Origin of the sequence: Curvivirga sp., assembly GCF_965219885.1 — a bacterium.
Lineage (GTDB): Bacteria > Pseudomonadota > Alphaproteobacteria > UBA8366 > Aestuariispiraceae > Curvivirga.
In genome coordinates, this window is sequence record NZ_CBDCOT010000009.1 from 754,613 (window position 1) to 778,102 (window position 23,490).

A 23,490-nucleotide genomic window follows, 5' to 3' on the forward strand; every position below is an offset into this window, starting at 1 on the left:
TCACTTATTCAGGATTAAAGGGAGTAAATTTTATGAGCACAATTCGTTACAGTGAAGATCACGAATGGGTATCTGTAGATAACGGTGTTGCAACAATCGGTATTACAGACTTTGCTCAAAAAGCATTGGGCGACGTGGTATTCGTTGAATTGCCAGAAACTGGCGATACAGTTTCTCAAGGTGGCGAAACCGGTGTTGTTGAATCTGTAAAAGCAGCTAGTGAAATCTATGCACCAGTTTCTGGTGAAGTTGTTGAAATCAACGAAGAGCTAGAAGCTAACCCAGGCTTGGTAAACGAAGATGCAGAAGGCGATGCTTGGTTCTTCAAGATCAAACTTTCTGCGGAATCCGAACTGGAAGAACTAATGAGCGCAGACGACTATAAAAACTTCACAGAAGAGTCTGAATAAGTCGACTGATATCATAGCCCGCTGAAAATACACAAAACCAGCGGGCTAAACTGAAAATTAAAAAACAAATAATGTAAGGGGCAAAATACCGCTTTTTACAAACGGGATTTTACACCCAAAACTAGCCCATCTCACGGGCGCTAATATTTGTAGGGAAAATGCGATGAGTGAAACAAGAGCAAGCTTAAGCGAGTTGGAACAATGGGACGATTTTGTCGGTCGCCATATTGGTCCAAATGATGAGACTTTGAATCATATGCTGAACACAGTTGGGGTGAGCAGCTTAGAGGATTTGATCGATAAAACAGTACCGGCAGCCATCCGTAATGAGGCGCCATTAAACCTTCCAGAGGCTCATACAGAACGCTATACAGTTTCTAAATTGCGTCGCATTTCCGAACGCAATAAAGTATTCGTGACCATGATGGGCATGGGCTATTCCGGCACTGTAACTCCACCCGTTATTTTACGTAACGTTTTGGAAGATCCAGGTTGGTATACAGCTTACACACCATATCAGCCTGAAATCAGCCAAGGTCGTTTGGAAGCCTTATTAAACTTCCAACAAACCGTTATTGACTTAACAGGTATGGAACTTGCCAATGCGTCCCTACTGGATGAAGCGACAGCAGTTGCTGAAGCGATGGCAATGTCTCATCGTGTTTCCAAGAAAAAAGGCGCAAATGCATTCTTCCTAGATCAAGATACACATCCTCAAATCCGTGAAGTTGTTGAAACACGCGCACGTTCCATGGGTTTTGAAATTGTTGTGGGTGATCCATATGCAGACGATCTGGATACAAGCGTCCTATTTGGTATTGCCCTTCAATATCCGGGTTCAAGTGGTCAGGTTCGTGATCTACGTCCAGTGATTGAAAAAGCTGCCGCTGATAAAGTTCTAACAACAGTATCCGCAGACATTCTATCTTTGGCTATCCTCACACCGCCAGGTGAAATGGGTGCGGATATTGTTGTTGGGTCCTCTCAACGCTTTGGTGTTCCGATGGGCTTTGGTGGTCCACACGCTGCTTTCATGGCAACAAAAGATGCGTTCAAACGTAACATGCCAGGTCGTTTGATTGGTGTCTCCATTGATTCCAACGGCAAGCCGGCACTACGTATGGCAATGCAAACTCGTGAACAACATATCCGTCGCGACAAAGCCACCAGTAACGTATGTACCGCGCAGGCATTACTAGCGGTTATCGCTGGTTTCTATGCTATTTATCACGGTCCAGAAGGTATTAAGCGTATTGCCAATAAGGTACATCGCATGACAACCATTCTGGCAAATGGCCTAAAAGAAATGGGTCTGAACATTGTTACAGATAGCTATTTCGATACCATCACCGTAAATGTTCGCGGACAAGCACATCGCTTGGCAGCGAAAGCCCGTGAAAAAAGCATTAACGTCCGCGTTGTAGATGCCGACCATATTGGTATCTCTGTAGATGAAACAACCAAACGTCAAAATATTGAGACACTTTGGACTGTCTTCAAATCTGATGCTTTAGATCATATTTCTATCGAAAGTCTGGATGATGGTGCAATCACAACTGTACCTGCAAATCTACAACGTAAATCAGACTTCCTGACACATGAAGTATTCAATAGCTATCATTCTGAAACAGAATTATTACGCTATATCCGCTGGTTACGTGATCGTGATATCTCCTTAAACCGTGCAATGATCCCATTGGGTAGCTGCACCATGAAATTGAACGCGACATCTGAAATGTTACCAGTAACATGGCGTAACTTCTCTCATCTGCATCCATTTGCACCGGAAGATCAAACACAAGGTTACCAACAATTGTTTGAAGAGTTGGAATCTGCACTTTGTGAGATCACAGGTTATGATGCAATGTCCCTACAACCTAATGCGGGTTCTCAAGGTGAATATGCCGGTCTTCTATGTATTGCCAAATACCATCAAGCACGTGGTGAAGGTCATCGTGACATCTGCTTAATTCCATCTTCCGCACATGGTACCAACCCTGCTTCTGCTGTTATGGCCGGTATGAAGGTTGTTGTGACCAAATGTGATGACGACGGTAACGTTGACGTTGACGATTTAAGAGCAAAAGCTGAAGAATATTCCGACAATCTAGCCGCTTTGATGATCACATACCCATCCACACATGGTGTATTTGAAGAAGCCGTTCAGGAAGTATGTCAGATCATCCATGACCATGGCGGTCAGGTTTACATGGATGGTGCGAATATGAATGCGATGGTTGGCTTGGTGAAACCGGGTAAAATCGGCTCTGACGTAAGTCATCTGAACTTACACAAAACATTCTGTATCCCACATGGTGGTGGCGGTCCAGGTATGGGCCCAATCGGTGTAAAATCGCACTTGGCACCATATCTATCCGGCCATAACCAAGTGCCTGGTCTTAACCCTGCTGAGGGTGATGAAGGTACAATTGGTGCGGTTTCCGCAGCGCCTTGGGGTTCTTCCAGCATTCTTCCAATCACTTGGGTTTACATCCAGGCGATGGGTGGTGCAGGCCTAACCAAAGCGACCAAAGTTGCAATTTTGAATGCCAACTATATCGCAAAACGTTTGGCAGATCATTATCCGGTTCTTTACACAGGTATTAACGGTTTTGTTGCGCATGAATGTATCGTTGATATCCGTGGCATCAAAGAAGCTTGTGGTATCGGCTCCGAAGATATCGCCAAACGCTTGGTTGATTTCGGTTTCCATGCACCAACACAATCTTTCCCTGTTGCAGATACATTAATGATTGAACCAACAGAAAGTGAAAGCTTGGTTGAGATTGATCGCTTCTGTGATGCGATGATCCAAATCCGTAAGGAAATTGCAGATATTGAGTCCGGCAAATCCGACCCAGAAAACAACGTATTGCGCAATGCGCCACATACATATGGCTTGTTGATGAAGGGTGACTGGTCTCTACCATATAGCAAGAATGAAGCATTCTTCCCGGTAGACACCAAACGCGACGATAAGTTCTGGCCACCTGTAGGCCGTGTGGACAACGTATATGGCGACCGTAACTTGGTTTGCACATGTCCACCAATGGAAGCTTACATGGAAGCGGCTGAATAATTTCCTGATAATAATATAAGTGAGACTAAACTGGGCGGTGAGCAATCACCGCCCGTTTTTTCTTTTGGATTAACTCACCTGCTTTGACTGTTGTGCAAAGAAAGAGGCTTCCTTTGGATATTCAGGTAATTCCAAGGTGAATGCTTTCGATCGAATTTTACCGCTTTTTTCGCCATAGACAATTTCACTATCATATTTATGCGGGATCGGATTAGCCACAAGCGGGGCAGCGTCTTCCGCGACATAGGTTACAATCAGCAAGTTTCTGGATTTATCTGTTAGATTTTGCCCCGACCCATGAAGGGTATTTGCATGCATCAGACAAATATCACCAGCATTCCCAGTGCAACTGACCGATTTTTCACGACATTCTTGTTGAATATCTGCATCAACCGCCCCAGTAAAAACACCCTCTTGATAATGTGAATATAACGGACCTTTATGACTTTCAGGGACAACCTGTAAGGGGCCGTTTTCTTCGGTTACGTCATCAAGAAAGAATAAGACTGTCATCATATCATCATTGCTATGCGGGTCGAATGGGAAGTCCTGATGATATTTCACAACTGTACCTGAATTGGGTAGTTTAAGATTTATCTTGCTGGCCCATAATTTAATAGCGGTTCCAAATATTTGATGTGTTAAATCTAGACCTCTATTTTTTCGGACAAATTCAAGAAAAACATCTGACACCTCAATCGGCGCGCCGATACGCCGCAACGCCGGATTTTCTTTTGAATGACTTTTTTCTTCTAGATCAAAACGCGGTCTGCCATCCAACATCTCACCAAAAGGTGCATCATATTCTTTGGATTGTTCCACCCAGTTTTGTAATTCAGCATTTAACTGCACCAATATATCCTCAGATATACCATTTCGAATGATGACAAAACCGTTGTCACTAAACTCTTGTTTAAGACGATCCACCTCATTCTTATCCATCATGTCTCTCCTATCGAACCTTCATAGATCTCTAATCTGGATGGTAAGAGAAAATCAAATTAGTTCAAATGATGGCTCTTCATCGTCACATTCCAAATAGGAATGTCTAAATCTTGGCTTCCGAAATAATCCATTCCTTGAACTGACGTGTCGGTCTAGATAAGTCAGCCTGAGAAGATGAAACAAGATAATAGCCGTTACTTGTTTTTAAAGGCTCTTCAAATACCCGACATAGCTGCCCTTTGTCGATTTTTTCTTGTATCGCATAATCCCAGCCGAGCCCTAATCCCCGTCCAGCTTCTACAGCTTGAAGCACCAAGGGATAAGAATTAAATGCGGGACCTTGGCGTAAAGGTTTATGTGCCACTTGATATGCATGCATCCATTTATCCCAATTAACCCCGTCATGGATCTGAACCCCGCCTTTTAAATGGATTAATGTATGGTCAGATAAGTTAGCAGGGGAAATTTTATCATATCGATCCATATATGCTGGGCTGGCAACAACATAAATGACTTCCTGAACTAATTGATCTGATTGCATATCAGGCCATTCACCATCGCCAAATAATATCGCAATATCTGATCCGTCTTTTTTTAAATCTACTGGTGTATCAGAACTGATAACATTTACCTCAATATCAGGATAAAGGTTATAAAACTTTTCAAGTTTAGGTATCAGCCAGAAATACGCAAAGGATACAGAGGCTGACACGGTAATTCGTTTCTGATCAGGTTGTGGAAAATATGGCTTTAGCCCCTCATTCAATTGCAACAAACTTGCTTCAACCTGATGTAAAATTTTTCGGCCATCTTCCGTCAAACGAATGGCACGATGCATTCGTTCAAATAGTTTAGTAGATAATTGAGTTTCAAGTGCAGAGATTTTCTTACTAACCGCACTTTGGGTAAGACATAATTCTTCGGCGGCTAATGTAAAGCTACCATGTCGCGATACTGCTTCAAAACACAGCAACAGATCCATAGGCGGCAAGTTATATTTTTTATTAAAAGTCATATATTCATCAAAATCCAAACAGGACTTTACTATCAGCCTATAAAGTTATTTTCGCAATGATGATTTTAACTTCCAATAAAAAAGGGCGCATAAATGCGCCCTCTCTGTATTGATCATATGATTTTCAAATTAAGAAACGGTACGCACCTCACGCAAGAATGCTTTCACAGCCGTATCCAATTCACCGGAACGATCTTCCAATTCATTGGATGTTTCAAGTAATGTGCTAGACGCATTTCCCGTATCATTGGCAACTTCGGTTACACGCACAATCGCATTTGAAACTTGTGCCGTGCCAGTTGCGGCTTCTTCCACATTACGTGCAATTTCATTTGTCGCAGATGCTTGTTGCTCCACCGCAACGGCAATACCATCCGCCACTTCGGCAATATCATTGATAAGGCCTGAAACATTTTCAATCGCGGAGACAGATTCAACCGTTGCCTGTTGCACACCCGCAATCTGTGTTGAGATTTCTTCGGTCGCCCGTGCTGTTTGACTGGCAAGGCTTTTCACTTCGTTTGCCACGACAGCAAAACCTTTACCTGCATCACCTGCACGTGCGGCTTCGATGGTTGCGTTCAAGGCCAGTAAATTTGTTTGTTCCGCAATATCTGTGATTAAATTTACAACCTCGCCAATTTTCTTGGCAGCTTCTGCCAATCCCTGAATACGTTGATTGGTTTCACTGGTTTCATCAACTGCTTTACGAGACATTTCAGTTGAACGGTTGACCTGACGACTGATCTCATCAATAGAAGAGGTAAGTTCAGTTGTCGCTGTTGCAACTGTTTGCACATTCTGGGATGCACGTTCTGCTGCCATGGAAACTGTATCTGCCTCTCTTCGTGCCATATCAGAGGAATCATTCAATCCTTTCGCACGCTCTGAAACGGTTGAGGAATCTTTAATAACTGCAGTTACGACCTGCCCCACAGCCCCTTCAAAATCATTTGCCAAACGTTCCATCAAAGATTTTCTTTCCGTCAGGCGCTGTGCACGCGATTCTTCTTCTTCGCGTTTTAGGTTTTCCATAGCTAACGCATTATCTTTGAAAATCTCTAATGCATGGGCCATGTCGCCAACTTCGTCTTTACGCTCTTTGAAAGGTGTTTCAATCGCCAGATTACCAGAAGAAATCTCACCCATCGCATTTTTGAGGCGACCTAATGGTACAGTGACACTGCGTGAAATAAAGAAAGTAACGCTAATGGTGATAATTAAAACCAGGATCAGGACAACAACCAGTAATTCATGAAGATCTGTATTCATTTCATCGGCGGTCGCCATGAATTCATCAGCCTTGTTCAAAGAGAAATCAATCAGATACTGAACTTGTTCATTCATCTTCTGAACATGGGCCGCGCCTTTTTGCTTGGTAATCGCAGCTGCACCTTCCGCATCTCCTGCCAATTTCAACGCAATCACTTCATCGCGGATGGCTTTCCAATCCTTAAAGCTTTGTTCCGCTGCATAGACCCGTGATTGGTCCCCTAAAAAACGCTCATGAATTAAATCAAATGTCTCTAAGACTTTCTGTTCACGTGCATCCACCTTGGCAATGGCCGTACGCACCTGCATATCTGTTTTTGACAAAGCGATATCTTTCATATCGCGATGCATGGCCGTAATATCCCCATTTATACTTTGCATGCCATTACTGACTGCAAACGGATGTTTATAAAGCTTCTCCGTCAAAACATGCAGCTGCGTCATTTCAATATATGCCATGATCCCCAGCCCAATGATCAATGTTAAAGTAATCCCCGCATTAATCATCAATCGTGAAGCAATTTTTAAGTTTGAAAACATCTTCCTTGGTCCCTCAGAAACTAAAATTAAGTCTTCCCACCATTAAAGCCCTGAATTTAAGTAATATTTCTATAAAATTTTATATATTTTAAAGCAAGCGCTAAATATAAGTTTTTATGGTTATTTTTTCCTGTGATTACAGCAACCTACGCTTGATTTAAGATATTTTCCGCATGAATTTGATCGCCAATCTTTGTCATACTCACACGTATTTTATTTAGAATATTTCTAATTTTTTACTCAACCATAAGAATTCCATTCAAAAATTCTTATTGAATTTCCTCTCATAAATAAATCTACCTACGAACTGTAGGGTAACTTATTTAACTGAGCCGCAAGAAACATTGCCCTACATCAAAAACCGAAATAAATCGCATTCCTGAAATTAATTCTTAGCCATAAATCTAGTTATGAAGTTCTGATGAGGCACAAACAAAAAGGGCAGCCCGAAGGCTGCCCTTTTCCAAATCAGATAATCTGAAACAGATTAGTCGTCTCTGCGTGGTTTACGACGTGCCTTACGAGGACGATCTTCACCGCCTTCTTCGCCTTCGCCGCGTGGTTCACGTGCAGGTGGTTCAACTTCTTCACCTGTTTCCTGATCCACAACTTTCATGGAAAGTTTTACTTTACCACGATCGTCAACGCCTAGACATTTCACGTATACTTCGTCACCTTCGTTACAAATGTCTGTTACTTTTTCTGTACGTGCGAATTGCAATTCAGAAATATGAACAAGACCATCTTTGGAACCCATGAAGTTCACGAATGCACCAAAATCAACAACCTTCACAACCTTACCTTTGTAGATTGTGCCTGGCTCTGGCTCAGCAACGATACCGTAGATCCAGTCGTAAGCACGTTTGCCTGCATCTGCATCAACAGCTGCGATTTTCACCGTACCATCTTCGTCGATGTCGATTTTCACGCCTGTTTCTTCGGTGATTTCACGGATAACTTTACCGCCTGTACCGATTACGTCGCGAATTTTCTCTTTCGGGATTTGCATGGATGTGATGCGTGGTGCGTTGGAAGATACTTCCTCACGACCTGCTGTAATCGCTTTTGCCATTTCATCAAGGATATGTAGACGACCGCCTTTAGCTTGTTCCAAAGCTGTCTTCATAATGTCTTTGGTAATGGATGTGATTTTAATATCCATTTGAAGGGATGTGATACCGTCTTCAGTACCAGCCACTTTAAAGTCCATGTCGCCTAAGTGATCCTCATCACCCAAGATATCAGACAATACAGCAACGCCATCTTCTTCTTTAATCAAGCCCATTGCGATACCCGCACATGGCTTTTGTAAAGGAACACCCGCATCCATCATCGCTAGGGATGTACCACATACTGTCGCCATAGAAGAAGAACCATTAGATTCTGTGATCTCAGATACCACGCGAACTGTGTATGGGAAGTCTTCTTTAGTTGGCATCATTGGGTTGATTGCGCGCCAAGCCAATTTACCGTGACCAATTTCACGACGACCCGGGCTACCCATACGACCAGCTTCACCAACAGAATATGGAGGGAAGTTATAATGCAACATGAAGTGCTGACGATATTCGCCTTCCAACGCGTCGATGATTTGCTCATCTTGGCCTGTACCCAATGTTGTAACAACCAACGCCTGTGTTTCACCACGTGTGAATAATGCAGAACCATGTGTACGGTCAATCACGCCAACTTGGCAATCGATCGCACGAACATCAGCCAAGCCACGACCGTCAATACGACTGCTTGTTTTGATGATGTTGCCACGAACGATGTCAGACTCAAGACCTTTGAACAATTTGCCAGCCAATTCAACGTCTAGCTCTTCTTCTTCCAGTTTAGCCATTGCAGCTTCTTTAACTTCTGCAATTGCCGCTTGGCGATCTTGTTTAACGATGATGCCATAAGCATCACGTAGGCCAGCTTCAGCCAATTCTGTCAAACGTGCTTTAACAGTTTCTTTTGCTGGATCTTCTTCTGGCATGTCATATGGCTCTTTTGCCGCTTCTTCTGCCAAGGAGATGATCAAGTCGATTACTGGTTGGAAAGCATCATGACCGAAATCAACTGCCTCAAGCATTGTTGCTTCGGACAATTCCTGTGCTTCGGATTCAACCATCAACACGCCTTCAGTTGTACCAGCAACCACCAAATCCAACTCAGACTTTTCCATATCGGATTCAGATGGGTTCAATACCAACTCACCGTCGATACGACCAACACGTGCCGCACCGATTGGGCCAAGGAATGGCGCACCGGAAATTGTCAAAGCGGCAGATGCACCGATCATCGCAACGATATCTGGATTTGTTTCCAAATCGTGGCTCATCACTGTTGTCACAACTTGTGTTTCGTTACGGAAACCGTCGATGAACAATGGACGGATTGGACGGTCGATCAAACGACTTGTAAGTGTTTCTTTCTCAGATGGACGGCCTTCACGTTTGAAGAAACCACCTGGAATTTTACCCGCTGCGAATGTTTTTTCTTGGTAATTCACAGTGAGTGGGAAGAAGTCTTGGCCCGGCTTAGCTGCTTTTGCAAATACAGCTGTACATAGCAATTTTGTACCACCATATGTGATCAATACCGCACCATCAGCTTGACGTGCGATACGACCTGTTTCGATGGTCAATGTACGACCAGCCCATTCAATAGACTTTGTAACTACGTTAAACATAATTTTCCTTTTCTTAACATCAAATAGATCAGTACCCCCTATGGGTCCTGACTTTTTGAAAGAAGAAAGTGAATGAAAACTAATTCAGTCTCAGAGCCGTGTTGGCGTATCTATGTGAAATACTTTGTCAGGTCCGGTGCGCTTCATCGCCCAATCCACCTCATAATAACTTGGGTGGTTGGATGGGGGAGCGGGCCGGAACCGTTCCACATAAATATGTCAACACGACCATTTTTAGGTCTTTGGGTGAACCCGAGGCTGATTTAAATCCCGTTCGCCAATCCTTCTTTCATTTTTATCCAGCTTAATTAAGCTGAATGGTCCATAGCTATACCAGATTTGTTACAGAAATATAGCTATAGAAATAAACAGGGCGCAGAATTTTTCTGCGCCCTGTCGAAAGCTCTTCGCTTAGCGGCGAATGCCCAATTTCGCGATAAGGTCTTTGTAACCTTGCTCGTTTTTCTTTTTCAAGTAATCAAGCAAGCTACGACGCTTACCAACCATTACAAGCAAACCACGACGAGAGTGGAAATCTTTTTTGTGAGATTTCAAATGCTCTGTCAGGTTAGAAATGCGCTCTGTCAAAATCGCGATTTGTACTTCAGGAGATCCTGTATCACCAGATTTAGCTTGGTTGTCAGCGATCACTTCAGCTTTGCGTTCAGCAGTAATGGACATAATGTCTTCCTTTATACGGTATCTTGATAAACAAAAACCCGTGTCGGTTTGATCTCTCCCCTACTGTAAGTCACTAGCGCAAGCGCCCGTTTCTTGAACAAAGCAAGGGCCGTGTCACCGTCCTTCAGGTCGGCAATACGATCCAAATCAACCTTTCGGAGAAGGGTTACAGCCTGACCATTTCGTAGTCTCAAGGCTTCACCTTCTTCTAAAGACAACGCCGGGATACCGTCCAGCGCTGCTTCTATGGGGAGCAATAGTTCCCCAAATTCCACGGCGTTATGCGCCTTTTTTTCGAAATCTTCAAGTAAAATCGCATCTTTTTCTTCAAAAGGACCGATTTTTGTTCGACGTAAGGTCGTCAAATGACCGACAGTCCCCATGGCTTCCGCCAAATCACGCCCTAAGGACCGTACATAAAACCCTTTTCCACATGTCACTTCAAAGAAGGCATGGTCAGCATCTATCACTTTGATTAGCTTGATTTCTTTCACATAAGCAGGACGAGATTTCATCTCAACTTCTTCGCCTGCACGTGCTAGATCATAAGCCCGTTTCCCATCAATTTTAAGCGCGGAGAATTTTGGCGGCACCTGTTCAATATTACCAACAAATTGTGGGATCGCTGCCAACATTTCTTCTTCTGTTGGACGTTTGTCAGATATGGCAACAACCTCACCTTCCAAATCAAGTGTGTCGGTCACCTCACCAAATTTCAACGTAAACTGATAAGTTTTAATCCCATCCATTACATAGGATACGGATTTAGTCGCCTCTCCAAAGGCCAAAGGCAGCAATCCGGTGGCAAAAGGATCAAGTGTGCCGCCATGCCCCGCTTTTTGTGCATTTAACGCACGACGCGCCTTTCCAACAATCGGGGTGGAGCCAATACCGGCAGCCTTATCAATAATCACCCAGCCATGCACCGGGTTCCCTTTTTTCTTGCGACCCATAAATTCTCGCTACTCATATTTCGTCAATCACGTGAAGGCAGACACATAAAGGCCCTATCTTTGAAACTCAAGAATAATTTATTTGGGCTCATGCATGACATGTAACTTATTCCCATCTAAATCACGGCAATAAGCACCATAATAGTTAGGTCTATAGCGATAACCTGGATCACCTTCATTTTTTCCACCGAGCTCTAAAGCCAAGCGATGGAATTCTTCTACCATTTCGTTACTGGTAGCTTGAAAGGTCACCTGCGTGCCATTGCCAAAGGTCGCAGGCTTTTGGTTGAAAGGTTTTGTAACCCAGAAGCAACTAGAACCACCATGCGGTCCATAACCAATTTCTATGTCATCCGCCATAAGGCGTACCATTTCAATAGTATCCAGAAGCTTATCATAAAATTCACCCGCTTCTTTAAGATTGTTGGTTCCAAGTACAACACCAAACAGCATGATCTTTCCTTATTGAAATGGAATTAAGATTAGTCTCGCTATCCAGTTATAAACAGAGTCCATATATTTTCATCTCTCCAAACCTGATAACAAAGAAGCGATACGGATACTTAACCTGCAAAGCAAGTATGTTTTGAAAATATCAATTAATAGAATAACTTAAAATATCAATATTAGAATAATCTATTTTAGATAGATTTAATATAAATTTTCCGCTATAAGTGATTGCAAAGGCTGCATGAAAAGAGGGGGAATTTTTATGGACAATCTTAATGCATTTCTGACCCATGATGTTATAGAAAATCTCGGTAAAGTCATTTTACTCGCAATGGTCCTTGAACGATCCTCAGCCTTGCTTTTTGAATCACGTTGGTGGAAGCAAGCGAAAGAAAAATTCCCAAATTTACTCTCTAAATCATTCGTCAGTTTTCTGGTGTCATTAGGAATCTGTTACCAAATTAATTTCGATATCCTCGTCAGCTTTACGACAGCTGCCACGCCCACTTGTTCAACATCATTAGGTATGATTGTTACAGCCGCCCTAATCGCAGGAGGCAGTAAAGGCGCAATAAGATTGTTTCAGGGATATCTAGGCTTTAGCCAAGAGGCTGTACGCAATCATGTAAAACAAACTGCCGAAATCGCAGGAAAACCCGCAGCAACAAGCCAACAAGAAAACAAGGCAAAATCAGACCAGTAAAAATCGTTATGGGAGAAAGCATATGAGTAAAAAAATTATTATCTGCTTTGACGGCACGGCAAACGAACCTGAAGACGCTCATCAAAGAGATTTAGGAAATGGTCGCGTGGAAGACGACGGCATCAGTAATGTTTTAAAGCTCTATTTTTTGCTCGGTGGACGCCTAAAAAATTTGAATAAAACCAGTACTGCTGCCGGCGCATCCTCTAAATTTCCCAATCAATATGTATATTATTTTCAAGGCGTAGGAACCTATGGAGGGTTTTTCCGCAAATTCATAAATATGACCTTGTCTCCAACTTGCAGTGATGTAGATGAAATTATCGGTTTAGGGGCAAAGGCCATCTCAAACACCTACCAACCTGGTGACGAGATTTATCTGTTTGGCTTTAGTCGAGGAGCTGCAATCGCACGAAAATTTGCAAGTTTAGTAAAAAAATACATTCCAGAAGACTCTTCTGAACCTGTCATTCGATTTATGGGGGTTTTTGATACAGTCATTTCATTTAATGCACCCAATTTAAGCCGTGAGGAAAACGCCTATTCAAAAGTGAAATTTGAAAACGGAAACCGAGTATCTGAAAATGTGGAAGAAGCTCTTCATCTTGTCTCACTTGATGAACAGCGATTGGCATTTCGTCCAACGTTAATGCAAGCAGAATCTCGTGTGACTGAAATTTGGTTTCCAGGTGTCCATAGTGATATCGGTGGCGGGTATTTTCATGATGGCCTATCTGATATAACCCTTCAATTCATGTGTGAGGAGATGAAGCGTAGAAAATTGAATATGGCTTTTCGTACGCCTCAAAAAATAGCCCAGAAGGAGTTCAAGAATAATAAATACGGACTTGGCCCAGAAGATATTGAAATCATCCCACGAGTAGATGGTAAACTTCATTGGCATAAACGTCCTGCAAATGCCTTTTTAAAAAATAGAAACATACTGAAATGTATCAGCGGGGCCGATGCCAGCTCCAACCAAAAGCCACTTATCCATACTTCCGCTTTTCAGCGAGCCCAAAAGTTTAATGATTATTATCCAACCGCACTTAATGAGGGTCAACTTTATCAAGAAGTTAACGATAAGGGGAAGATACAAAAAGTCAGCACGGCGAAATTCTAGTTGAAATCATGCGATCATCTTAAGGTTTGCCTGATAATCTTTGGATAAACGAGATAAAATATCCATCAGGTCAGCACCTCCCGAATTATGGTCCAGTTCAGCCAATAGGGATTTTGCACTATGTTCCAGTTTTAAGAATACTTCTTCAAATACATGGGTCATCTCTTTGGCATCACATACATAACGTGCTGGATCCGTTAATCCCCAATGTAATGACACAGGGTTTCCGGACCAAGCAGGTGCGTCCAGCAAGGCCGCATTATCACAAACCGTGATCACGGCATCAAATTCAGGCAAGTTATCATCTTCCCAACTTTTTGAAGACAAGTCTTCATAAGAAATGCCATGGCGATACAGACAGGCTTCCGCACCCATATTCACATCGCCAACCGGATGGGTACCTGCACTGTAAGCCGTAATTAATCCATGTCCATAATGATTAAAAATAGCTTCAGCCAGGATACTGCGACAACTGTTGCCGGTGCAGACAAATAGAATATTAAACATGTTACTCACTCCCAAAGAAAAATTATTTTATGAATTAGGAGCAGCTCTTATATAAGTTTTATGTAATGTATTTGTGACGGTTTGGTTTTACAATTATGTCACCAAAGATAATTACTCTCTTTAATTATACTATTTAAAATTGAACCTCGATCCACAGAAAGGATCGAGGTTACAAAAGTATTCGAACAATCATTTTAAAATGTTTTAGGCAGAGAGAGCAGTATATTGCTCCTGAAATTCTGCAGATGGTGGGATCAACTTGATCACATCAATCATTGCCCCGGCCGGGTCAGTCATAATGAAATGGCGCTGCCCCCAATCCTCATCTCTCAATTCAAGTTTAATCGACATATTGGCGGCTTTCATTCTGTTATAAAAATCATCTACATCTTCAACTTCAAAATTCAGGATTACACCCTGGGCTTGTTGACGTAACATCTCTGGTACGGATGGATGATCCGATTTAACAAAAGCCAAATTCACATATGGCTGTTCTTTCATAGTTAGATGCACATACCAATCACTGTCAAAACCAACTTCGAAACCAAAATGCGTTTGATAGAAATCTGACATTTCCTGCACGTTATTCACACATAGAACCGGATAATAGCTAGAGATTTTCATAATTTCCTCCTGTAAATCTCGAAATTTTATCTTATAGACATTTTGTCTGTATATTATTTATAGACAATCTGTCTATATGTCAATATGCTAATTTTTAGTTTCAAATCTGGATGAAAAATGCCAGAAAAATAGCGCTGATTTTAGCTTTAGGAAATGGGTGTAAAATGAAGAGATGCGACTGGTCGGAATCAAATCCGTTAGAAACAAAATATCACGACGAGGAATGGGGCGTACCTGTTCACGATGATCGGCTTTTGTTTGAGATATTGGTTTTGGAAGGTATGCAATCCGGTTTAAGCTGGGCAACCATCCTTGCCAAAAGATCAGGATACCAAGAAGCCGTTGATAATTTCGATGCCGCCCAAATTGCCACCTATGGCGAAGATAAAATTCAAGCTTTACTGCAGGATGAGCGTGTGGTTCGCAATAAATTAAAAGTGAATGCGATTATCAGTAATGCCAAAGCTTTCCTGAAAATACAGGAAGAACATGGAAGCTTTGATACGTATATATGGTCCTTCGTGCAGCATGAACCTATCATCAATAACTGGCAAAAAGTTGAAGATGTACCGGCTGTCACACCAATTGCAGAAGATATGAGTAAGTCACTCAAAAAACAGGGTTTCAAATTTGTCGGACCAACCACCTGCTATGCTTTCATGCAAGCGGTCGGCATGGTGAATGATCATCTCGTAGATTGTTTCCGGTATCACGAGGTTCAGAAATAAGAGATGAACAAACCTGTCGGTAAAAATAAAGAGAATTTGGAACGTACACGAAAACATCTGATCGACGTAGCGACAGATTGTTTCGCCACATATGGGTTTCGCAAAACATCTACGACCAAGATTGTAGAAGCGGCTGAAAGTTCCCGTGGATCTCTTTATCATCATTTCAAAGATAAGGTCGATATTTTCAAAGCTGTTTATGACAGTTTAGGGGAGAAGATGGGTGAGATTGTGGAAGGTTATGCCACAAAAAACGAAGACCCCCGTACAGACCTGATTGAAGGTTGTGTGGCTTACCTTCATGTCTTTGTTGATGCCGCTTTTGCCCAAGTGATGTTAATTGATGGCCCCAATGTCCTAGGTTGGGATTATTGTCGATCCCAGGATGAGGAATCCGCCTATGCCGCATTATTATATGGGGTAGAGGTTAATCAAGGCTCTAAAGAAGATGCAAAATATATTGCTGATTTCCTTTCGGGTGCTTTGGATAGCTACGCCTTGAAAATTGCCACCTCAGAAAATCGCGAAGCGGCGTTTCATAAATATGCGGATGCTTTTCGCAAGATATCTGACCAGATATTGGATTAATCATATATCCAACCCTGATTTTCATTGCGATCATTATTTTCTAACGCGAATATAGTTCATGGCTTTTATTTCGCGAAATTTCCAAAGCGGTATCACCGAGGCATTTTCTGATCGTAATTTCAGAATCTATTCTGTGGGTTCCATCACCAGTTGGATTACATTTTTCATCCAACTCATTGCGGTGAATTGGTATGCATGGGAAATTACACAATCAACCGCTTGGTTGGCCATCATCACATTGATGGATATATTACCCACAATCCTATTCATGCCGTTTTGTGGTGCTTTAGCAGATCGGTATGACCGATTAAAGATATGGAAAATCAGTAATTTCCTTTTACTCAGTCAAGCTGTGTTGATTGCCTATCTTGCATGGATAGATCAACTACCCATTATCACTCTGGCTGCACTTGTGTTTATTCATGGTATCTTTGTCGCATTAACAGTACCTGCAATGAATAGTATGTTGCCGCGCTTTATCGCCAAAGAAAAGCTGACTTCCGCGATTGCGGTCAATGCATCTTATACGCAATTTGCCGTTTTCGTCGGCCCTGCCCTTGCGGGTTTTTTAATCGCTAACTTCGACATTGCAATCGCCTTTGGTATCAATGCTTTCGGCTATATGGTTCTCTTACTGGTGATCTATACCCTAAAGACACCAGAAGATTTCACCTCGCCGACCAAAAGCGAGAAATCCATTATGGCCGATATCCAAGATGGGTTCAGCTATATCTTCAAGCATCCGCAATTTATGCCTATTGTCATTCTTATGTTGCTTGGAGATTTCTTGATGTCAGCGGTCTATTACATGACACCTGCATTTTCAGATCAGCTTCTTGAGGCTGGCGTGATCGGGGTTTCAGCTATTCTCGCTGCCCGTGGCATCGGGGCAACCATAACCGCCTTATGGCTCGCCCATGGTGGTGAGGCTTTAATCATCCCACATCGGATCATATGGGCTTTTCTGATTTCCATGATTGCCCTAGTGATTATGTATCTTTTTCCCAATCTTTATATCGCAATTGCGATGTCTGTTATCATGGGCTTGGCTGGGGAATTCCGGCGCACTCTATCTTACAGTTATATCCAGGTTGAAGTGATAGAAGAACAACGGGGTCGCGTCATGGGCAGCCTCTTTATGCTTGGCCAATGTGCAGGTGGCATCGGCACCTATATTGTCGGTGCCATTGCTGTGAACTACGGATTGATTATTCCAACGCTGCTAGCCGCTGCCTTTTGCTTTGCGATCTGGCTTATTCTTTTCATAAGACGGCCCATTACTTCTAAAGATGGGTCCATACCGCAAGCTCATAGCCTTCAGGATCGGTAAACTGAAATCTCTTACCACCGGGGAATTCAAAAATCGGGACTGAGATCTGGCCACCTGCTTTCTTAATATCGGCCATAACTTCTTCCAAGTCATCCGCATAAAGCACAACAAGTGGACCACCAAGAACTACATCTTCAGGTTTCATCAAGGCAAAGCCACCCTTCATTTTACCGTCATTGAATTCACAATATTCCGGTCCATAATCGGTAAAGGTCCAGCCAAAGGCCTCCCCATAAAAACTTTTGGCCCGTTCGATATCTGTGACATTCAGTTCCACATAATTGATGCAACGATCATCATCATGATCCTCGATGCCAAGCATATCAGTCACCGCATCAACAACTTCTTCAATAATTTCATCCATAAAAAAGGCTCCTTCCCGCAACTGGAAGGAGCCTAGCAAAAACACTAAGATCGATCTAGAAATTAATCTTCAAAATCATCTTCATCGTGACCTTTTGCCACATCGGCTTGCACCACAGGATTACGTAAAAGTGCATCCACATGAGAGCCTTCATCGAAGCTTTCGTCATATTGGAAAGAAAGACGAGGTGCATATTTCAAATGAACGGATTGCGCCACCTGTGTTTTCAAGAAGACAGATGCCCCTTTTAAGGCTTCTAGTACTTGGTCACGTGGCACACGGTCTTCACCACCCAATGGCACGATAAAACATGTGGCATTACGAAGATCCGGACTTGCACGCACTTCTGTCACCGTCAGATTTGCTTTCTGCAAGATCGGGTTACGAAACTCACCACGCATGATAATCGAAGACAACGCATGGCGGATTTCTTCGCCAACCTTTAATTGACGTTGAGAACGACCTACACCAGAACGATTTTTATGTGCCATTTTACAATTTCCAAACTTAAACAAGAAGAGGGAGAGTATGACACCCTCCCTCTAAACGCATATGAAGATATGTGATTAAAGTTCGCGTGCGATTTCTTCAATCTCAAAGGCTTCGATCACGTCGCCAGCTTTGATATCTTCGTAATTTTCGAATGCCATACCACATTCATAACCGGATTGAACTTCCTTCACATCGTCTTTGAAACGACGCAGGGTTTTCAATGTGCCTTCATGGATCACAACGTTATCACGCAACAAGCGTACTTTCGCGCCACGTTTCACCATGCCTTCAGTCACATAACAACCACCAATCTTACCGGCTTTTGTAATATTGAAGACTTCACGAATTTCAGCATAACCCAAGAAGTTCTCACGAACTTCTGGTGCCAACATACCGCCAAGAACTTTCTTCACGTCATCAATCATATCATAGATCACGGAATAGTAACGGATGTCTACGCCATCGCGACGGGCCATATCACGGGCTTGCGGATTTGCACGCACGTTAAAGCCCATACATACACCGCCTGTGGACGCTGCCAAAGTCACATCAGACTCTGTCAAACCACCAACAGCACCATGAAGGACACGTACTTTCACTTCGTCATTGGCAAGTTTCTCTAGAGATGCTGTAATCGCCTCCAAGGACCCTTGTACGTCGGTCTTGATCACCACAGGCATTTCTTTGATCTCGCCTGCTTTAATCTGACTGAACAATTGATCCAGGCTGCTCATGCCTTGTGTCACAATTTGTTTCGCGGCTTTCGCCTTACGTTGACGATATTCAGCGATCTCACGTGCTGTTGCCTCATCATCTACAACGGCGAAATCATCACCTGCAGATGGTGTTCCTTGGAAACCGAGAATTTCAACAGGAACAGATGGACCGGCTGTTTTGATCTTACGACCTTTATCATCCAACAACGCACGAACACGACCAGATTCACCGCCCGCAACAAAGATATCGCCGACAGAAATTGTACCACGTTGGATCAAGACAGTTGCAACAGAACCGCGACCTTTTTCCATACGTGCCTCAACAACCGCACCTTCAGCTTTACGATCAGGATTGGCTTTCAATTCCAAAATCTCAGCTTGAAGAAGGATATGTTCTTCCAAATCATCAAGACCTGTACGTGCTTTTGCAGAAACTTCTACACATACAATCTCACCACCCATATCTTCCGGGATCAAATCATTTTCTAGAAGTTGGGTTTTGATGCGCATTGGATCAGCTTCAGGCTTATCACATTTGTTGATCGCAACAATGATCGGCACTTCCGCTGCTTTGGAATGGGCAATCGCCTCTTTGGTTTGTGGCTGGATACCATCATCCGCCGCAACAACCAAAACTACGATATCTGTTACAGACGCACCACGCATACGCATTTGGGTGAAGGCTTCGTGACCAGGTGTATCAAGGAATGTAATTTGATCACCAGATGCCATCTCAACCTGATAAGCACCAATATGCTGTGTAATACCACCAGCTTCACCAGCCGCCACATCAGTTGCACGCAACGCATCCAACAAAGATGTCTTACCATGGTCAACGTGACCCATAACAGTCACAACAGGGGCACGGGAAACCATATCAGCTTCGTTATCCGCTTCACCAACCAAGATATCCTCGACATCTGATTCCGCAACGCGAACAATTGTGTGACCAAATTCTTCAATCACTAATTCCGCTGTATCTGGATCAATAGATTGGTTTTGTGTTGCCATCACGCCCATTTTCATCAATGACTTGATCACATCACCCACACGTTCCGCCATACGGTTTGCCAATTCAGCAACTGTAATGCTTTCAGGTACTGTCACCTCACGAGAGATTTTCTCGTTACGGTTACGCATATTCTGTGCTTGTAACTTTTCTTTTTCACGACGGCGTTTCACCGCTGCCAAAGATTGTGTACGTGGTTGGCCATCATCACCATCCAACGCCTGTGTAATCGTCAATTTACCTTGACGACGACGTGGTTCACCGCGACTAGCACGGGATGGCTGAGGTGCCGTTTGTGTCTTCTTCTCTGCAGGTCTCTTCTTCGGCCCGCGATTAGCATCACCCGCGTCATCAACAACCGCAGCCGCTTTAGGTGCTGCTTTATTTTCTTTAGGTGCAGATTTTGCCGCAGCCGCTGCTTTTTCAGCTTCACGCTTCTTTTCTTCGTCAGCCAATTGACGGGCTGCTTCTTCTTCAGCTGCGCGTTTTGCTTCCATTTCAGCTTTCATTTTTGCTTCAACTTCAGCACGTGCTTTTTCAGCTTCCGCGTCTTTGATCTTTTGCTCTTCTTCTTCCTTACGGCGTTCAGCAGCTTCTTTCGCACGACGATCGGAATCTTCGCGCTCCTTACGTAGACGCTCTTCCTGCTCTGCCGCACCAGCCAACGCTTTCATACGTGCATCACGTTCAGCATCGGACAAACCATCCATTGCTGGTGAATATGTTGCCGCGGATGTCGACGCCTTACCGCTTTCATCCACCGCACGCATCTTACCGCTTGCACCACGTTCAAATGTACGTTTGCGTTTCACTTCAACAGTCACGGTCTTGGAACGGCCATGGCTAAAGCTTTGCTTAACTTGACCAGTTTCTACAGTCTTCTTCAGTTCAAGCCGACCTGGCTTGTCCAGAGTTAATTTAGAACCGCCTTTATTTTTGTCGTCGCTCATTTTAACCTTCTTCCTTGATGCCTGCTTCCTTACGGAAACCCGCCAACCGTGCCGTATCGGCCTTTAAACTGTCTGTTAGGCCTCCCGGCAACAGATAGGCATGTATCACCATATCGCGCCCGAAAGCTATTCCGATTTCCTCTGCATCCAAGACATCCGAAACCGGTGTTTTTAACGCAGCAGCCAGCTGTCCGACCTTGCGTTTCCCATCATCTGCCCCATCACGGGCTGCTAAAACCAATCCTGCCGCAGGTCGCGCTTCGGCTTTCAAGGCGGAACGCACCTTTTCAAAACCGACAATGGCCTGCCCCGCACGATTGGCTAAAGACAGGTTCTCGCTGCAACGGCGAACCAGCAGTTTTTCCAATTGCGCAACAAAATCATCCGGAATGATAACTTTGCTACGTGCTGCCTTGGCGAATAATCCGCGCTTGGCTGCTTGACCCAGTAATTCCGACGATGCGCTCGCCCACATACCACGTCCCGGTAAAACCGCTTTCAAATCCGGTACCAAGGTCTGATCAGGCCCTAATACAAAACGGATCATCTCTGATTTTAATTTACGTTCCCCAGATACCAGACATTTCCGCATGGGATCCGTCTTTTGTTTCTTGGAACGTTTTCCAGCTACATCCGGACCATCATCCAAACAATCAGCTGGAATTTCCGCTTCTGTTGTTTCGCTTTCCATATTCTGATCAGACATGTTCAAGTTCTTCCAACAGAAGCGTTCTATCCTTAGGTAAGGTCGCTAAATTAAGCGTCTTCACCTTCTTCTTCAGAAGCAGCTGCACGCATCTCGTCCAACTCTTCTTGTGTAAACCAACCAGCAGCCACACGCGCTTCCATAATCAAGTCACTTGCTTCTGCTTCAGTCATCGGGAATTTGCGCAAGATACCGTCTTCTTTGTCAGTCAACTCATCTGCAGCCAAATCCGCGAAATCATCTAGGGATTTCACATCTGCTTCACCAAGTGCAACCAACATTGCTGGTGTCAATGCTTCAACATTGCTCAGATCATCTGCGATACCCAACTCAACACGACGTGCTTCTAGACGCGCAGATTCTGCTTCCAAGAAGTTACGTGCACGATTACGAAGCTCTTCAGCCAACTCTTCATTGAAACCTTCGATGCTTGCCAATTCTTCAACTGGTACGAAGCCAACTTCCTCAACAGAGGTAAAGCCTTCCGTCACCAACAAACGTGCGATCACTTCGTCTACGTCTAATGCGTTCATGAAAGAGTCAGAACGTTCAGCAAATTCAGCTTGGCGTTTTTCAGACTCTTGTTCCTCGGTCATGATATCGATATCCCAACCTGTTAACATGGAAGCCAAACGTACGTTTTGTCCACGACGACCAATTGCAAGGGAGAGTTGTTCATCAGGAACAACAACTTCCATCTTACCTGTTTCTTCATCCATCACGATTTTAGAAACTTCAGCTGGCGCCAACGCATTTACCACGAAGGAAGCTTCGTCTTCTGTCCATGGAATGATGTCGATTTTCTCGCCTTGAAGTTCAGCCACTACAGCCTGAACACGAGAACCGCGCATACCAACACATGCCCCAACAGGGTCGATAGATGCGTCATTGGAAATCACGCCCATTTTTGCACGGGAACCCGGATCACGGGATACGGATTTAATTTCAATTACGCCATCATAAATTTCTGGTACTTCCTGTGTAAACAAAGCCGCCAAGAATTGCGGATGTGTACGGGATAGGAAGATTTGCGGACCACGTTGTTCTTGGCGAACATCATGGATATAAGCGCGGATACGATCACCGCGTTTGAAATGTTCGCGTTGAATTACTTCGTCACGGCGCAAGATTGCTTCTGCGCGACCCAAATCAACAGTTACGTTGCCAAATTCAATACGTTTCACAACACCATTGATGATTTCACCAACACGATCTTTATATTCTTGATACTGACGCTCACGTTCAGCTTCACGAACTTTCTGTACGATAACCTGTTTCGCTGTCTGTGCAGCAATACGACCAAAATCAATCGGTGGCAATTCATCAACGATAAATTCACCTGCAGTCGCATTAGGCATGAAACGCAAAGCTTCTTTCAAAGAAATCTGTGTCGCTTCATCTTCGACTTCGTCTACGATCTCTGTGTAACGCGCCAATTTGATTTCACCGTTTTTACGGTCAATCTCTGCGCGGATATCGTGATCATGACCATATTTGGAACGACCTGCTTTTTGAATAGCTTGCTCCATCGCTTCCAAAACATGTTCGCGATCGATGCTCTTTTCCCGTGCTACTGCGTCAGCCACTGCCAACATATCTGTGCGGGTAATCGTAACACCTTCCATCGT

At 43.6% G+C, this 23,490-nt stretch carries 21 protein-coding genes; 7 read left to right on the forward strand and 14 right to left on the reverse strand.

The features are described from left to right. The first annotated feature begins 32 nt into the window (after positions 1 to 32). Together gcvH and gcvP are read left to right on the forward strand one after the other, a co-directional pair. Positions 33 to 410, forward strand: coding sequence for a glycine cleavage system protein GcvH (gene gcvH / locus ACOQOA_RS09000; RefSeq protein ID WP_155154871.1), 378 nt, complete (start codon positions 33 to 35; stop codon positions 408 to 410). 163 nt (positions 411 to 573) lie between these two features. Continuing rightward, positions 574 to 3,489, forward strand: a complete 2,916-nt coding sequence (gene gcvP / locus ACOQOA_RS09005; RefSeq protein WP_420548312.1) for an aminomethyl-transferring glycine dehydrogenase — start codon at positions 574 to 576, stop codon at positions 3,487 to 3,489. Between the two features lie 69 nt (positions 3,490 to 3,558). On the opposite strand, the gene ACOQOA_RS09010 is transcribed toward gcvP, so the two are convergent. The 7 genes from ACOQOA_RS09010 to ACOQOA_RS09040 all read right to left on the reverse strand — a co-directional run bounded on the left by ACOQOA_RS09010 (position 3,559) and on the right by ACOQOA_RS09040 (position 12,025). Then, positions 3,559 to 4,434 (reverse strand): phytanoyl-CoA dioxygenase family protein, encoded by an 876-nt coding sequence (locus ACOQOA_RS09010; RefSeq protein WP_420548313.1) that lies wholly within the window; start codon positions 4,432 to 4,434, stop codon positions 3,559 to 3,561. A 103-nt stretch (positions 4,435 to 4,537) separates the two neighbouring features. Beyond that, a complete protein-coding gene (locus ACOQOA_RS09015) occupies positions 4,538 to 5,449 on the reverse strand; it encodes a LysR substrate-binding domain-containing protein (RefSeq protein ID WP_420548314.1) in 912 nt (303 codons plus the stop codon). Positions 5,450 to 5,578: 129 nt separating this feature from the next. Further along, entirely contained in the window at positions 5,579 to 7,261 is a 1,683-nt protein-coding gene (locus ACOQOA_RS09020) for a methyl-accepting chemotaxis protein (RefSeq protein WP_420548315.1), read from the reverse strand. A 487-nt stretch (positions 7,262 to 7,748) separates the two neighbouring features. Further along, positions 7,749 to 9,938 carry a polyribonucleotide nucleotidyltransferase gene (pnp, locus tag ACOQOA_RS09025; protein WP_420548316.1) on the reverse strand — a complete coding sequence of 730 codons (2,190 nt, stop codon included), beginning with the start codon at positions 9,936 to 9,938 and terminating at the stop codon, positions 7,749 to 7,751. Positions 9,939 to 10,349: 411 nt separating this feature from the next. After that, positions 10,350 to 10,619, reverse strand: a complete 270-nt coding sequence (gene rpsO / locus ACOQOA_RS09030) for a 30S ribosomal protein S15 (protein ID WP_155154877.1) — start codon at positions 10,617 to 10,619, stop codon at positions 10,350 to 10,352. 11 nt (positions 10,620 to 10,630) lie between these two features. After that, on the reverse strand, positions 10,631 to 11,572 hold the full coding sequence (gene truB, locus ACOQOA_RS09035) for a tRNA pseudouridine(55) synthase TruB (RefSeq protein WP_420548317.1): 942 nt from the start codon (positions 11,570 to 11,572) through the stop codon (positions 10,631 to 10,633). Positions 11,573 to 11,650: 78 nt separating this feature from the next. Then, complete coding sequence (locus tag ACOQOA_RS09040; protein WP_420548318.1) at positions 11,651 to 12,025, reverse strand: VOC family protein; 375 nt, start codon at positions 12,023 to 12,025, stop codon at positions 11,651 to 11,653. A 259-nt stretch (positions 12,026 to 12,284) separates the two neighbouring features. Between ACOQOA_RS09040 and ACOQOA_RS09045 the strand changes: the two genes are divergently transcribed. After that, the gene (locus tag ACOQOA_RS09045) at positions 12,285 to 12,725 is read left to right on the forward strand and encodes a hypothetical protein (RefSeq protein WP_420548319.1); all 441 of its coding nucleotides are present in this window, start codon (positions 12,285 to 12,287) and stop codon (positions 12,723 to 12,725) included. A 22-nt stretch (positions 12,726 to 12,747) separates the two neighbouring features. Beyond that, positions 12,748 to 13,848 (forward strand): T6SS phospholipase effector Tle1-like catalytic domain-containing protein, encoded by a 1,101-nt coding sequence (locus tag ACOQOA_RS09050; protein WP_420548320.1) that lies wholly within the window; start codon positions 12,748 to 12,750, stop codon positions 13,846 to 13,848. Positions 13,849 to 13,854: 6 nt separating this feature from the next. Here the strand turns inward: ACOQOA_RS09050 and ACOQOA_RS09055 are convergent, their stop codons facing one another. Next, a complete protein-coding gene (locus tag ACOQOA_RS09055) occupies positions 13,855 to 14,355 on the reverse strand; it encodes a low molecular weight phosphatase family protein (RefSeq protein WP_420548321.1) in 501 nt (166 codons plus the stop codon). Between the two features lie 204 nt (positions 14,356 to 14,559). Beyond that, positions 14,560 to 14,979, reverse strand: coding sequence for a VOC family protein (locus ACOQOA_RS09060; protein ID WP_420548322.1), 420 nt, complete (start codon positions 14,977 to 14,979; stop codon positions 14,560 to 14,562). Between the two features lie 164 nt (positions 14,980 to 15,143). Here ACOQOA_RS09060 and ACOQOA_RS09065 point away from each other — a divergent pair, with 164 nt between their 5' ends. Genes ACOQOA_RS09065 through ACOQOA_RS09075 form a run of 3 tightly spaced genes read left to right on the forward strand, consistent with a single transcriptional unit; the run spans position 15,144 to position 17,625 of the window. Further along, on the forward strand, positions 15,144 to 15,707 hold the full coding sequence (locus ACOQOA_RS09065) for a DNA-3-methyladenine glycosylase I (RefSeq protein WP_420548323.1): 564 nt from the start codon (positions 15,144 to 15,146) through the stop codon (positions 15,705 to 15,707). 3 nt (positions 15,708 to 15,710) lie between these two features. After that, positions 15,711 to 16,295: a TetR/AcrR family transcriptional regulator gene (locus ACOQOA_RS09070; protein ID WP_420548324.1), complete on the forward strand. Its 585-nt coding sequence runs from the start codon at positions 15,711 to 15,713 to the stop codon at positions 16,293 to 16,295. A gap of 58 nt (positions 16,296 to 16,353) precedes the next feature. Then, the gene (locus ACOQOA_RS09075) at positions 16,354 to 17,625 is read left to right on the forward strand and encodes an MFS transporter (protein WP_420548325.1); all 1,272 of its coding nucleotides are present in this window, start codon (positions 16,354 to 16,356) and stop codon (positions 17,623 to 17,625) included. Here ACOQOA_RS09075 and ACOQOA_RS09080 read toward each other — a convergent pair. The 5 genes from ACOQOA_RS09080 to nusA all read right to left on the reverse strand — a co-directional run bounded on the left by ACOQOA_RS09080 (position 17,579) and on the right by nusA (position 23,487). Beyond that, positions 17,579 to 17,989, reverse strand: a complete 411-nt coding sequence (locus tag ACOQOA_RS09080; protein ID WP_420548326.1) for a VOC family protein — start codon at positions 17,987 to 17,989, stop codon at positions 17,579 to 17,581. The genes ACOQOA_RS09075 and ACOQOA_RS09080 overlap by 47 nt on opposite strands. A gap of 62 nt (positions 17,990 to 18,051) precedes the next feature. Beyond that, the gene (gene rbfA / locus ACOQOA_RS09085; RefSeq protein ID WP_420548327.1) at positions 18,052 to 18,480 is read right to left on the reverse strand and encodes a 30S ribosome-binding factor RbfA; all 429 of its coding nucleotides are present in this window, start codon (positions 18,478 to 18,480) and stop codon (positions 18,052 to 18,054) included. Positions 18,481 to 18,555: 75 nt separating this feature from the next. After that, complete coding sequence (gene infB / locus ACOQOA_RS09090) at positions 18,556 to 21,156, reverse strand: translation initiation factor IF-2 (RefSeq protein ID WP_420548328.1); 2,601 nt, start codon at positions 21,154 to 21,156, stop codon at positions 18,556 to 18,558. A 1-nt stretch (position 21,157) separates the two neighbouring features. Next, positions 21,158 to 21,862 carry an RNA-binding protein gene (locus ACOQOA_RS09095; RefSeq protein WP_420548329.1) on the reverse strand — a complete coding sequence of 235 codons (705 nt, stop codon included), beginning with the start codon at positions 21,860 to 21,862 and terminating at the stop codon, positions 21,158 to 21,160. A 50-nt stretch (positions 21,863 to 21,912) separates the two neighbouring features. Further along, complete coding sequence (gene nusA, locus ACOQOA_RS09100) at positions 21,913 to 23,487, reverse strand: transcription termination factor NusA (RefSeq protein WP_420548330.1); 1,575 nt, start codon at positions 23,485 to 23,487, stop codon at positions 21,913 to 21,915. Positions 23,488 to 23,490: the final 3 nt, after the last annotated feature.